Origin of the sequence: Streptomyces sp. NPDC051452, from assembly GCF_044454765.1 — a bacterium.
In the GTDB taxonomy this organism is placed as follows: Bacteria; Actinomycetota; Actinomycetes; order Streptomycetales; family Streptomycetaceae; genus Streptomyces.
This window is the reverse complement of record NZ_JBITEB010000014.1, coordinates 42,573-56,190: the sequence shown is the minus strand read 5'-3', so window position 1 is coordinate 56,190 and position 13,618 is coordinate 42,573. Positions and strand designations below refer to the sequence as shown.

7 protein-coding genes are annotated in these 13,618 nt (G+C 74.6%); all 7 read right to left on the bottom strand.

Features of this window, described 5'->3' with window-relative positions:
* Positions 1-515 precede the first annotated feature (515 nt).
* From ACIBA9_RS27815 to ACIBA9_RS27785, 7 genes are read right to left on the bottom strand one after another with little or no spacing between them, the layout of a single operon-like run.
* A complete protein-coding gene (locus tag ACIBA9_RS27815; RefSeq protein ID WP_399367149.1) occupies positions 516-2,813 on the bottom strand; it encodes a lantibiotic dehydratase in 2,298 nt (765 codons plus the stop codon).
* A gap of 11 nt (positions 2,814-2,824) precedes the next feature.
* Positions 2,825-4,093, bottom strand: a complete 1,269-nt coding sequence (locus tag ACIBA9_RS27810) for a pyridoxal-phosphate dependent enzyme (protein WP_399367147.1) — start codon at positions 4,091-4,093, stop codon at positions 2,825-2,827.
* Complete coding sequence (locus ACIBA9_RS27805) at positions 4,090-5,616, bottom strand: amino acid adenylation domain-containing protein (RefSeq protein WP_399367145.1); 1,527 nt, start codon at positions 5,614-5,616, stop codon at positions 4,090-4,092. Before ACIBA9_RS27805 ends, ACIBA9_RS27810 begins: the two co-directional genes overlap by 4 nt.
* A complete protein-coding gene (locus ACIBA9_RS27800; protein ID WP_399367143.1) occupies positions 5,613-7,943 on the bottom strand; it encodes a lantibiotic dehydratase in 2,331 nt (776 codons plus the stop codon). The genes ACIBA9_RS27805 and ACIBA9_RS27800 overlap by 4 nt, the downstream gene beginning before the upstream one ends.
* Positions 7,944-7,995: 52 nt before the next feature.
* Positions 7,996-8,943, bottom strand: a complete 948-nt coding sequence (locus ACIBA9_RS27795; protein ID WP_399367141.1) for an ornithine carbamoyltransferase — start codon at positions 8,941-8,943, stop codon at positions 7,996-7,998.
* A gap of 29 nt (positions 8,944-8,972) precedes the next feature.
* Complete coding sequence (locus tag ACIBA9_RS27790; protein ID WP_399367139.1) at positions 8,973-10,241, bottom strand: aspartate aminotransferase family protein; 1,269 nt, start codon at positions 10,239-10,241, stop codon at positions 8,973-8,975.
* 30 nt (positions 10,242-10,271) lie between these two features.
* Positions 10,272-13,463 (bottom strand): amino acid adenylation domain-containing protein, encoded by a 3,192-nt coding sequence (locus ACIBA9_RS27785; RefSeq protein ID WP_399367137.1) that lies wholly within the window; start codon positions 13,461-13,463, stop codon positions 10,272-10,274.
* Positions 13,464-13,618: the final 155 nt, after the last annotated feature.

Below are 13,618 nucleotides of genomic sequence, written 5' to 3'. Positions count from 1 at the left end.
CGTCCGTGCGAACAACCCCGTGCCGTTGCCGCTCACGCCGGGGCGGGCCGGGTGGGCAGGTCCCGACCGGCTTGTCGGCATCGGCATCCAGGCCGGTGCCCCGGCCACCGCGTCGCCCGGCCCGGCACGTGACTTCGGCCGTCCCCCCACCCGGGCCGGCCGCCCCGCCACCCGGCCCGGCCGCCCCCCCCACCCGGCCCGGCCGCCCCCCACCCGGGCCGGCCGCCCCGCCACCCGGTCTGGCCGTCCCGCCCACCGGACCGCCGTGGACGACGGGTGCACCGGCGTCGCATGCAGGGTTCTGCCCGTCTTGGCGTCGGGTGCCGGGTTTCGCGGCTCGGCACCGCGCGCGCGGCTTCAGCCCACCCTCGCTCGGCACCGCGCGCGGCTCCATCCGGTGTCAACTGCCGGACTGCCACACGTGCGACCGGGCCGGGCTCCTGGTGTGGAGCCCGGCCCGGTTCGGCGGTGCGGGGTGGACCCGCGGCTCGGCAGCGCGGTTCCGGTCGGACGGTTCAGCCGGTGACGGCGACGAGGCGTAGTTCGGAGGTGTAGTGCCGGCCCTGGTCGTCGGTGAGCCAGGTCTGTTCGGGGGTGGGGAGCATCTCGGTGACGGTGAGCTGGGCGTCGGGGTCCTTGCGGGCGAGGCGGCGGGCGGCTTTGGCGAGGATGTTGACGTAGACGGGGCTGTCGAAGTCGACGAAGAAGGGCCGTGGTTCGGCGGGGGAGACCACGAAGACGAAGCGGGGCAGTTCGTGGGTGTCCCGCCACTGCCGGGCTCGGACGAACCGCCTGGCCTCGCTCTTGTCGTCGGCGAAGGCCAGCGCGGAGCCGGCGAACCGCCAGCTCTCCCGCGCCACGGTCATCCGGTCGATGGTGACCCGGGGGGAGCGGTCGGCTTCCGGCAGGAGCCGGAACCGGTCCGTCACCAGCGTGGTCAGCACATGGGCGAAGACCTCCACGGCCGGGAACACCGTGCCGTCGGGCAGCACCACACAGAGTCGGCCGTCGCGCTGCTCCACCACGGCGTCCGCGCTCGGCACGGTGCGCTCGCGGTGCGGGTCCGCCGTATTGTCGAGGAGGGCGACCTGGTAGTCCCGCGGCCGTACCAGCGCGTGCCGGATCCGGGCGGAGAGCCGGGACTTGTGTTCCTTGGGCAGCAGCGGCATGAGCCGTGGCGCCGGATGGTCCCGGTCGGTCCGGTCGAACAGCTCGCGGGGGTCGGGGTGCTGGTTGACGAACAGTTCGTTGCCGAGCGTGTTGGCGGCCAGGTGGAGTTCGCCGAGGGTGAGGTGGAACTCGCCGCGCCCGACTGCGGCGGCGTCCTCCGCGCCGATCATCACGTCCGGGCTGATGTACCGCGCCGCGGCCCAGCCCGGTGCGGTGACCGGCCCGAAGGCCTCCGCCACCCGGCCGGCGATGTCCATGCCGGCGACCGTGACCCGGCGCACCCCCTCCGAGGCCGGGAGGATGCGCTGCCAGCGGCGCTCGAACTCCGCCTGCAGGGCGGCGGCGTCGGCGACCGCGGCCCCGTGCAGGACCGGCATACAGGCGAACCAGAAGGCGGCGAGGTCCACCGGCCGTCCGGGCCCGGCGTCGGCGCGCAGCCGCTCGTACACCTCGGTGACGCGCTCCGTCACGCGGGCGGCCAGGGCTGAGCAGAGCCAGGCGGCCGCGGACATCAGCAGGTCGAGCGGCGCGAGCGCGGCCAGCACATGGCTGCCCAGCGTCACCCGGGCGGAGCGGCGGCTGTCCGAGTAGACCACGGCCCGGCCGGGCGCCGTGGTGGTGCTCTTCTCGCGCTTGGCGGACGCCTCGGTCACTCGTTGGAACGTCTGCTCCACGTGGGTGAGAGCCGCGACCAGTCGCTCGGGGTCCTCGGCCGCAGCCCGGACGCCCTCGACCGCGCGTTCCAGTTCGTCCATCCGGGCGACGGCGGCCGCGCGCAGCGCCGGCTCGCCGATCCGCTCCAGGCAGGCGCGCAGCCGGCGGTCGGGGCGGATGTCGGCGGGAACGTCCAGCCGCCAGGTGATCCAGCGTAGCCGGACCAGTTCGCCGAGCAGGGCGGGCACGTCCGTGTCCGGGCCGATCTCGTCCTGGAGGGCCCGGACGGAGCGGGTGCCGTCGCACAGGCGCAGCAGCCGGAGCGTCTGAGGCGGCACCGGGTGCGGCGGCCTGGCGGGGGCCCGTACGGCGTTCTCCTCCAGCCGTACGAACGGCACCCGGCGGGGCGCCGTCCAGGGGCGCACCGCCGGGTCGGCCTCGATCTCCCGGGCCACCGCGTCGACCGACCAGCTGGAGAAGAAGACCTCCGAGGACGCGGTCAGTCCGGTGCCCGGCTCGACGGCCACGCCGGGCCGGGCGGTGTCGAAGACGCCCCAGCCGACCGGTCCGAAGAAGCCGATGGTGTCGTTCTTGACACAGAACCGCTGCCAGTAGTGCGCGACCAGCTCCTCGCGCTGGCGCTGCTTGAAGGTACGGCCCGCCGTCGCCGGCGACCAGTTGAGGAACGGCCGGATCGCCGAGTCGAGCACCCCGCGGTTCTGCCAGGCGACCGCCGCCCGGAACAACCCGGAGGCGGCGATCTCCTGCGCGCTCGCTGCCGCCCGCACGGCGGCCTGCGCGAACTCTGCCTCGAAGGCCTTCCAGGCCGCGCCGGACAGCGCGTCCCGAGGCCCGAACTTGTCCGCCGCCGCGGCCAGGCCCTCCGGCGCGAGCCGGAGCACCCCGTCCGCCGGGAACCCCGCGCCGCGCACCGCGACCTGGTCCCACAGCCGCCAGCGGCCGCTCAGAGAGACGGATCCCTCGTGCATCCCGGCGCCCCCTAGGCCGACGCGGAAGCGAGCGACAGGTCGTCGACGACGACCTGTGCGAGCTCTGCCGGCGACGGATAGGTGAAGACCAGGGCGACCGCGATCTCGGTGTCGAGCAGTTCCTGGAGACGGTGGACGATCTGGAAGGCGGCGAGCGAGTCGCCGCCCGCCTCGAAGAAGTCGCTCGTGGCGTCGAGGGTGTCGTCGCCGAGCGTCTCGCGGTAGTAGCCGGTGATCAGCCCGGTGAGTTCGGCGGTGTCGATGGGGTTCATGGCCCGTCCTTCTTCGGAGTGGTGTGGATGTGGGCAAGCGAGGCGGGGCGGTGCGGCCGGTCGGCGGCCGGTGCCGGTGTGTGCGGCTCCGGCGGCTGCCAGGGCGGCGGCGCTGTTGCCGCCGGAGACGACGACGGCGCTGCGGCCGGGGAGGTTGAGCCGGAGGGCACCGGCCAGGGCGGCCGCGCCACTCGGCTCGGCCGGAATGCCGGCGCGGTGCAGCAGGGTCATCGCGCGGAGCACGGCCGGGTCGCCGACCCCGATCAGTTCGTCGACCCGGTGCCGGACGATCGGCAGGATCACCTCGCCGGGCCGCTGGCCGCGCAACCCGTCCGCCACCGAGTCGCTGGGCGGCACTTCGACCGGGCGGCCGGCGGCGAGAGAGCGGGCGTAGCGCCGGGCCCCTTCGGGTTCCACGCCGATGATCCGGACCGCGCTGCCCAGATGGGCGGCGGCGAGGCAGACGCCGGCCAGCAGGCCGCCGCCGCCCACCGGCACGAAGATCGCGTCGAGGTCGGGGGCGTCCCGCAACATCTCCAGACCCACGGTGCCCTGTCCGGCCACCACCAGGTCGTGGTCCGAGGAGGGCACCAGCGCGGCTCCGGTGCGGGCGGCGAGGTCCTTCGCGTACCGGTCGCGGTCGGCCACCCCGCCGGGTACCCGGACGACCCGGCCGCCGAGCGCCCGGACGGCCGCTTCCTTGGTCTCGGCCGCGCCGGCCGCCATCACCACGGTGACCCGGAGGCCGAGGGCACGGCCCAGGGTGGCCACCGCGATGCCGTGGTTGCCGGAGGAGCCGGCGACCACGGCGTCGGCGCCGAGCGCGAGCAGCGCGTTGGCCGCGCCGCGGAGCTTGAAGGACCCGCTGTGCTGGAGGTGTTCGGCCTTGACCAGCAGTCCGGGCAGCAGGTCGTGGCGCAGCAGCGGGGTGTGCCTCACGTGGGAGGCGATCCGCTCGGCGGCGGCCGGCACGGCGGCCGGTGCGATCCGGGTGTCCGCGGCCGTCATGACACCGGCTCCGGAACGCTGTCGCGCAGCGCCCGCCGGTCGGCCTTGCCGCTGTGCGTGACGGGCAGGCGCTCCAGACGGGCGAACCGCCTGGGCATCAGGTGCGGCGGCAAAGTACCGGCCAGGTGCGCGCGCAGATGGGCGTCGGTGGTGCTTGCGAGGTCACCGGTGACGTGGGCCCAGAGCCAGGTCCGGCCCCGGTCGTCGGTCTCGGCGGTCACCACGGCGCCGGTGACCTCGGGGTGGGTGAGCAGGGCGGCCTCGACCTCGGCAGGGTCCACGCGGTGGCCGCGGATCTTGATCTGGCGATCGGCCCTGCCGAGGTACTCCAGCGCCCCGTCGGGGGCGCGTCGGGCGAGGTCGCCGGTCCGGTACAGCCGTGCGCCGGGCGGCCCGTACGGGTCGGGCGGGAAACGGTCGGCTGTCAGGCCGGGCCGACCGCCGTAGCCGCGGGCGACGCCCGCGCCGCCGATGTGCACCTCGCCGGTCCGCCCGTCCGGGACTTCGCGCCCCCGCGGGTCCAGCAGGCGTACGACGGTGCCGTCGATGGCGGTGCCGACGATGTCGGCGGAGGGGTCGGGGGCGGTCGGCACGTCGTACCGGGTGGAGGTCATGGTGCACTCGCTGGGCCCGTACTGATTGACCAGCCGGCCGCCGACCAGCGCACGGCCGCCGGCGGCGAGGAAGGGACGCAGCGACTCGCCGCTCGAGCACACCAGGCGCAGCGAGCGCAGCCGCTCCGCCGCGCGGGGCGACTGGGCGAGGAAGCTGAGGAAGGAGGGAGTGGTGCTGAGGAGAGTGTCGACGCCGTACTCGGCGACGGTGTCGGCGAAGGACTCGGCGCGGAGCAGGCGCGCGCGTTCTACCAGGACGACGCACCCGCCCGCGACGAGCGGCGCGAAGGTGTCCCGGATGGACGCGTCGTAGCCGGGCGGGGCCAGCTGGAGGCTGACGATGCCGGGCCCGAGGGCGTTGTCGCGGACGACGGCGCGGAGGTACCTGTCCAGGCCGCCGTGCTCGATCAGGACGGGATGGGGGGTGCCGGTCGAGCCAGAGGTGTGGCTGACGTAGGCGAGCGAGCGCGGATGGGGGGCGCGGAAGGCGGCCGACGGCGGGCCGGCGGCCGGAAGCCGGTCGAGCAGGACGGTGGGTACGTCGACCAGCGGTCCGAGGCGGTCGGCGAGGGCGGCGCAGGTGAGCAGGTGGGCCGCGCCGCCGCCGGCGGCGAGCGCGGCGAGCCGCCGGTCGGGCAGGCCGGTGTCCAGGGTGAGGAACGCCCCGCCGGCCCGGACGACCGCGGCGGTCGCGACCACGGCGTCGGCGCCGGGAGGCAGGGCCACCGCACAGACCCGCTCCGGGCCCACCCCGCGAGCGGCCAGGTGGGCGGCGATCCGGTCGATCCGGGCGGCCAGTTCGCCGTACCCGGTCGGGCCGTCGGCGGTCAGCAGGGCCGGGGAGTGCGGTGCGCGGACGGCGTGCGCCCGGATGTCCTCGACGAACGTCGACCCCGCGGGGGCGGTCATGCCTGCTCCCCGGGGGCGGTGCTCCGGTCGACGGCGACGAGGCGTAGTTCGGAGGTGTAGTGCCGGCCCTGGTCGTCGGTGAGCCAGGTCTGTTCGGGGGTGGGGAGCATCTCGGTGACGGTGAGCTGGGCGTCGGGGTCCTTGCGGGCGAGGCGGCGGGCGGCTTTGGCGAGGATGTTGACGTAGACGGGGCTGTCGAAGTCGACGAAGAAGGGCCGTGGTTCGGCGGGGGAGACCACGAAGACGAAGCGGGGCAGTTCGTGGGTGTCCCGCCACTGCCGGGCTCGGACGAACCGCCTGGCCTCGCTCTTGTCGTCGGCGAAGGCCAGCGCGGAGCCGGCGAACCGCCAGCTCTCCCGCGCGACGACGGTGGAGTCGATGGTGATCCGGGGCGAGTGGTCGCCGTCCCGGCGCAGGGTGAAGCGGTCCATCACACGGTTGCTGAGCGCGTGGCAGAACACGTCGAGCAGGTCGAAGACCGAGCCGTCGGGCAGCACGGCCGTGAGCCCGCCGTCGCGCTCCTCCACCCGCACCTCGCCGGAGCGGACGGTGCGCGGGCGGCGCGGGTCGGCGCTGTGGTCGGCGAGTGCGACGTAGTGGTCCTCCGGGCGGTCCAGGGACTGCCGGCTGCGGGCGGACCACTTGAGCGGAAGCTCCTTGGGCAGCATGGGCAGCAGCCGTGGGCCGGGGAAGTCGCGGGTGGTCTCGTCGATCAGCTGCCCCCGGTCGGGGTGCTGGTGGACGAAGAGCGACTGGGCGAGGGTGTTCATGGCGACGTGCAGCTCGCCGATGACGAGTTGGAACTCGCCGCGTTCGACGGCGTCCAGGTCCTCGGCGACGATCATCAGGTCGGGGCTGATGTAGCGGCTGAGCGACCAGCCGCGGCCGCCCTCGGGGAACGCCTCGCGTACCCGGTCGGCGATGGCGGCACTGGAGAGCGAGACCCGCCGGGCGCCGGCCGGGGCGTCGATGATCCGCGCCCAGCGCTCGCGCAGCTCGGCCTGGATGCGCTCGATGTCGGTGAGGGATTCTGGGTGCGGGGCGGGCAGGCAGGCGAACCAGAGCGAGCCGAGGTCGACCTGCTCGTGCAGCTTCCGCAGCTCCTGGTAGGCCTCGTGGACGCGTGCGCCGATGGCCTCCGCGTACCGGTTGGTCATCCAGCGGGCGGCGGTCAGGCACAGCTCCAGCGGAGCGAGCCGGGCCAGGACGGCGGTGCCCACGGTCGCCGTGGCGGACCGGCGGCAGTCGGCGTACACCAGGGCGCGGTTGGGCGCGGTGCGGGCCCCCTTCTCGCGGACCGCCGACACCTCGGTGATCTCGGCGAAGCCCGCCTCCAGGGCGGCGAGCGCGGCGGTCAGCTCCTCGGGTTCGGTACCGGCCCGCTGGACCCGGTCGCGGCCGGTCTCCAGCACCGCCAGCTTGGCCAGGGCGGGTTCCCGTACCGCCGGGTCGCCGATGCGCTCCAGCATGGCGCGCAGTTCCCGCTCGGGGTAGGTACCGGCGGGCACGTCCAGCTTCCAGCCGATCAGGCGGCGCGAGACCAGCCATTCCAGGGCCTCGGTCACCTCCCCGGCCGGCAGGTCGCGGCCCAGCTCCCGGGCGGCCAGGGCGGTGATCTCGGCAGGCGTCCGACGCCCGTCGCACAGGCGCAGGACGGTGAGCGCGGGTTCCGGAGCCGGCTGCGGCGGGCGGCCGGGCAGGCGCACCGCGCCGTCGACCACCCGGACGAACGGAACCTGGCGCGGCGGCGTCCACGCGCGCACCCGCGGGTCGCGGTCGATGGCCTTCGCGAGGGCGTCCATCGACCAGCTGGAGAAGTAGACCCGGGACTCGGCGACCAGGCCCGTGCCGGGGTGCACCTCGAGGCCGCGCCGGGAGGGGTCGAAGGTGCCCCAGCCGACCGGTCCGAAGAAGCCGATGGTGTCGTTCTTGACGCAGAACCGCTGCCAGTAGTGGGCGACCAGTTCCTCGCGTTGGCGGGGCATGCTGGTGCGGCCCTCGGCGGACGGTGTCCAGTCGAGGAACGGCTTGATGCCGGTGCGCAGCACCGTGCGGTTCTGCCAGGCGACCGCGGCGCGGAACGGTGCCGAGGCGGCGATCTCCTGGAGGTCGCGTGCGGTGCGCACCGCGGCCGCCGAGAAGGCCTCCTCGAACGCCTGCCAGTCCGCCCCCGCCGGCACATCCCCGGGGGCGAACTTGTCCGCGGCCGAGGCCAGGCCCTCCGGGGCCAGCCGTAGTACTCCCGCGGCGGGGAAGCCGGGCCCGCGCAGTGCGAAGTGCGTCCACAGGCGCCACCCCCCGCCGGGCATGCGTATGGTGTCGGACATTGCTGTGCTACCTCCCTGGGAAGAGTGCGCCGGGCCGGCGGTCGGCCGGTCGTCAGGCCGGCTCTGCCGGGATGCCGCCGAGGCACCACTCCAGAACGGCGCGGGCGCTGTGGTACTTGTTCTCGGCCTGCTGGAACGCGATGCTCGCGGGGCCGTCCAGCACCTCGCCGGTCACCTCGTCGCCGCGGTGCGCGGGCAGGTCGTGCATGAAGACGGCACCGGGGCAGGCCGCCAGCACGGCGGCGTCCACCCGGAAGGGGGCGAACACGCGCCGCCAGTCGGGGTCGGGCTTGGTCGTGCCGGTGGTCTGCCAGCGGGTGGTGTAGACGATGTCGACCTCGGGCAGGTCGGCCATGTTGTGCCGTTCCTCGACCAGCGCGCCGGACTCCTTGGCGTGCACGGCCGCCTGGTCGAGGAAGGCCGCGTCCAGTCCGTAGCCGGGCGGGGTCCGCAGGTGCAGCTCGGTGCCGCGGAACCGGCTGAGGGCCAGGGCGAGCGCCGAGGCGGTGTTGTTGCCCTCGCCGGCGTACAGCACCCTCAGTCCCTCGATTCGCCCGAAGCGGCGAAGCATCGTGGTGAGGTCGGTGAGGGCCTGGGTGGGATGCTCGGCGGCGCTCATCGCGTTGACCACGGCCATCCGCTGCTGGGCGGCGTAGGCGCGCAGTTCCTCGGTGCTGCCCGCGGTGCGCGCCACCAGCACGTCGAGCATCCGGGAGAGCACGTCGCCGGTGTCCTCGGAGCTCTCCCCGGTGTTCTCCTGGAGGTCGCCGGGACCATAGGTGATCAGCCGCGCGCCGAGCCGGAGCGCGCCGGCCGAGAACGCGGTCCGGGTGCGGGTGGACGTCTTGCGGAACAGTACGCCGACGACGGCGTCGGCGAGCGGCCGGGCACCCTCGCACTCGCCGGCGGCGTACTGGGCGCCGCGGTGCACGAGCCAGCGCAGCTCCCGGTCGGTCAGGTCATCGACGGAGATCAGGTGGTGGCGGTCGGGGCGGGGCATCGCGGGGTTCCTCCTCGGGTGGCTGGCCGTCAGTTCGCTTGCAGGGCGTCGAGCAGGATGCCGAGCCCGTCGTCGAGCAGACCCGGCTCGATCGTCAGCGGGGGCATCACCTTGAGGACCTCGTCGTAGCGGCCGCAGCGCTCGACGATCAGGCCGCGCTCGAAGGCGTGTCGCTGGACGCGCTCGGCCCGCTCCGCTCCGCCGGCCCCGGCGGTGTCGACGCCCAGCACCATGCCCCGGCCGCGCACCACGAGGCCGGGGTCCAGTGCGGCCGCGTCGGCCCGGAACCGGGCCAGGCGCTCCGCACTCCGCTGAAGGCCGCTCAGGAAGTCGTCCCGCTGCCACAGTTCACAGGCCGCGGTGGCCGCGACGAAAGCGAGTTGGTTGCCGCGGAACGTGCCGGTGTGCTCACCGGGCTGCCACAGGTCCAGCTCGCGGCGGAACAGCGTGAGCGAGAGCGGCAGCCCGTAGCCGCTGAGGGACTTGGAGACGGTGACGATGTCCGGCACGATCCCGGAATCCTCGAAGCCGAAGAACGCGCCGGTGCGGCCGCAGCCGGTCTGGATCTCGTCCAGGATCAGCAGTACCCCGTGCCGTTCGGTGACCTCGCGCAGCCGGCGCAGCCACTCCCGGCTCGCGGGGTAGACGCCGCCCTCCATCTGTACCGATTCGACGACGACGGCCGCGGGCGGTTCGGTGCCGGAGGACGGGTCCGCCCACAGCCGCTCGATCAGGCCGATCGAGTCGAACGGGCCGAGCGGGCCGTCCTCGAAGGGGACGAAGGTCACGTCCCCGCCGGCGACCGTGCCCGCGCGGCGGGCGCGGCGGCTGCCGGTGACCTCCAGCGAGCCGCGGGACATCCCGTGGTAGGCACCGGTGAAGGCGGTCAGGCCGGTGCGGCCCGTCGCCCGGCGGGCCAGCTTGAGGGCTGCCTCGACCGCGTCGGTCCCGGTCGGGCCGGTGAACTGCACCTTGAAGTCGAGGCCGCGCGGCTGCAGCACGACCTCGGTGAGGCGGGTGAGGAAGTCGCGCTTGGCGACGGTGTGCATGTCGAGGCCGTGCATGAGGCCGTCGTCGGCGAGGTAGTCGATGATGCGCCGCTTGACGGCGTCGTGGTTGTGTCCGTAGTTGAGGCTGCCGGCGCCGCAGAAGAAGTCGATGAAGGTCCGGCCGTCGTCGGTGTGCAGCAGCGCGCCCTTGGCGCGCTCGAACACCACGGGGAAGGTACGGCAGTACATCCGCACCTCGGACTCGATCTTCTCGAAGACAGAGGTGTCGGTGGTCGCGAGGAGTGTCATGGCGGTCCTTGGGCGAGGAGGTGGTTGCGGTCAGCGGCCGGCGGTCGTGCGCGCGCCGCGCGGGCGTGCGGTCAGCCGCGGCAGGGGGCCGTCCGGGGCCAGCGGTGGATAGCCGTCCAGGGCCGTGGCGAGGGCGGCGACGGTGGGGTGGTCGAACAGGGCCCGTACGGGGACGTCCACCCCGAGGGCGGCGCGCAGGCGCACGGACACCCGGGTGGCGAGCAGCGAGTGTCCGCCGAGCAGGAAGAAGTCGTCGTGGGCGCCGATCCCGGTGGCGCCGAGGACCTCTTCCCAGACCCTGGCCACGGACCGTTCCCGCGGGGTGCGCGGAGCGGCTGCCGGTCCGGCCGCCTGCGGCGCCGGCACGGGGAGCGCGTGGCGGTCCACCTTCCCGCTGACCGCGGTCGGGATGGCGTCCAGCAGGACGAACGCGGCCGGCACCAGATGGTGGGGCAGGGAGTCGAGCAGTTCGGCGCGCAGGGCGTCGGGGGCGGGAGGGTTCCCGGGGTCGTCCGCGACCAGATACGCGGTGAGCTGCTGACCGCCGTCGGCGTCCGGCGTCGGGTGTACCACGGCGGCGCGGACGCCGTCGAGAGCGAGCAGCGCGGCCTCGATCTCGCCCGGTTCGATCCGGTGGCCGCGGATCTTCACCTGGTGGTCGCTGCGGCCGAGGATCTCCAGCGAGCCGTCCGGACGGATCCGGCCGAGGTCGCCGGTGAAGTACAGCCGGCCGCCGGGGGCGGTGGCGTGCGGGTCGGGGACGAAGACGCCGGCGGTCTGCGCGGGCCGCCCCCGGTAGCCCCACGCGAGGCCGTCGCCCCCGATGCAGACGTGCCCGGTGACGCCCTCGGCCACCGGCTCCAGCCGGTCGTCGAGCACGCGGACGGTCGTGTTGTCCACCGCCGCCCACCGCTCTACCCGTCCGTCGGCGCCGTGTCGGGCCACGCTGGTCCAGATCGTGGCCTCGGTCGGCCCGTAGAGGTCCAGGACCGGGGCTCCGTCCGCCGCGAGCGCCGCGGCCAGGTCGGTGTGCAGCTTCTCTCCGCCTGACAGCACCGTAAGACCTGGGCCGGGGGTCCAGCCCGTGTCGACCAGTATCCGCAGCATGGACGGGGTGGCCTGCATCAGATCCGGGCGGGCCTCGCCGATCAGCCGGATCAGGCGCTCGGGGTCGCGGGCCTGCTCGCTGTCGGCCAGCACCAGCCGGGCGCCGGCCAGCAGCGGCAGACACAGCTCCAGCATCGAGGGGTCGAAGGAGGCGGTGGTGACGCCCAGCACGGTGGTCTCCGGCCCCGGCTCCAGCCGGGCCGCCATGGCGAGCAGGAAGTTGGTCAGGGCATGGTGCGGGATCTGCACGCCCTTGGGGGTGCCGGTCGAGCCGGAGGTGTGGAAGACGTACGCCAGGTCGTGAGGTCCGGTGGTCCGCTCGTGCCGGTGCGCCGCGCCGGCCGGCGGCGGGTCGCCGTCGAGCAGAAGGGTCCTTGCCTCGGTGCCGGCCACCCGTCCGGTCAGCGGGCCGGTGGTGACGACGACCGCGGCCCTGGTGTCCTCGATCAGGTGGCCGATGCGCCGCGCGGGGTGCAGTGGGTCGAGTGGGACGTAGGCGGCGTCCGCCTTGAGAACGCCGAGCAGGGCGACGAGGAGCCCGGTGCCGCGCTCCAGCAGAACGCCCACCCGGGTGCCCCGGCCGACGCCGAGGCCGCGCAGCCGGTGTGCCAGCTCGTCGGCCCGCCGGTCGAGTGCGGCGTAGCTCAGCTCGCCGTCCCCGGAACTGACGGCAATGGCGTGCGGGGTGCGGCGCGCCTGCTGCTCGAACAGGTCGGTGATGGTCTGCGGTGGCACGGCGCGGGCGCTACCCCGGCCGAGCGCGAGCCGGCGGCGGCGCTCGCCGCCGGGCAGCGGCTCGAGTACGGAGGTGGCACCGGCCAGCGGCTTGTCCGGGGTGGCGAGCAGCTCGTGCAGGAGCCGGACGTAGTCCTCGGTGATGCGGGCGGCCGTCTCGGGCGTGAACAGCGCGGTGGCGTACTGCAGGCGCAGCCCGAGGCTGCCGTCGGGGCGGCCGAGCAGGTCGAGCGCCAGGTCGAACGGTGTCCCGGCGACCGGGATGGGCACCACTTCGACCGACAGGCCGGGCAGGTCGGGTGGTGCGGCCTGGGAGTCGAGGGTCAGGAAGGAGACCTGGAAGAGGGGGTTGCGGCTGAGGTCGCGGGGCGGGGCCAGCTCGCCGACCACGCGTTCGAACGGGGTGTCGGCGTGCGTGAGGTCGGCCAGGAACGCGTGCCGGACCCGGTCCACCAGCTCGCCGAAACCCGGTCGGCCGGACAGGTCGGCGCGCAACACCACGGTGTTGACGAAGGGGCCGATGAGGTCCCTGGCGGCGCGGTGGCCGCGGCCGGCGACCGGGGTGCCGACGGCGAAGTCGCTCTGCCCGCTGTAGCGGCCCAGTTGGGCCTGGAAGGCCGCGAGCAGCACCATGAAACGGGTGGCGCGGCGGGAGCGGGCCAGCCGGTCGGCCTGTGCCACCAGATCGGCGGGGAGGGTGAACCGGGCCACGGCGGCGGCGCCGTCGAACTCGGCCGGGCGGGGCCGGTCGGTCGGCAGGTCCAGCGGCGGCAGGCCCGCCAGTCGTGAGCGCCAGTGGTCGAGGCCGCGGGCGAGCCGGGGACCGGCCGACCGCTCGCGCTGGAGGGCCGCGAGGTCGGAGTACTGCAGGGGAAGCTCCGGCAGCCCGTGGCCGACACCGGTGGTCCTGCCGCGGTAGGCCGCGGCCAGGTCTCGGGTGAGGACGTTCCAGGAGGAGAAGTCGAAGGCGATGTGGTGGACCACGACGACCAGCAGGTGGTCGTCGGGCGCGAGCCGCGCCAGAGTGGCCCGCAGCGGCGGAGCGGTCGACAGGTCGACCGGCCGGCGCAGCGCGCGGTCGAGGACCGCGGCGATTCCGGCCGCTCCGGCGGCGGGCGCGTCGACCCTGTCCAGCGGAACCTCGACCCGGGGGACCACATGGGCCACCGGCTCGCCGTCGGCGGCCGCATACCGGGTGCGCAGCACCTCGTGCCGGTCGACCACGTCGGCCAGAGCGGCGGCGAGGGCCTCGGTGTCGAGGTCGCCCCGCAGGCGCAGCGCCAGCGGAAGCAGATGGTCCGCCGTGCCGGGGCGCAGTTGGTCGAGGAACCACAGTCGTTGCTGCGAGAAGGATGTCGTCCGGCCGTCACAGCGGTCCACCGGCTCACCTCCGAGGAGTCGGGTAGGTCGTCGCGTGCCTCGGGTGGTCGGGGCACGTCCGGAGCTTGCCGTTCGGGCGTGGCGGCGCAGTAGGGAAGGAGCGGCAGCGCCCGTCGCGGCTTTTGCTGCGTCAATGTCTCTGGTCGGGACCGGGA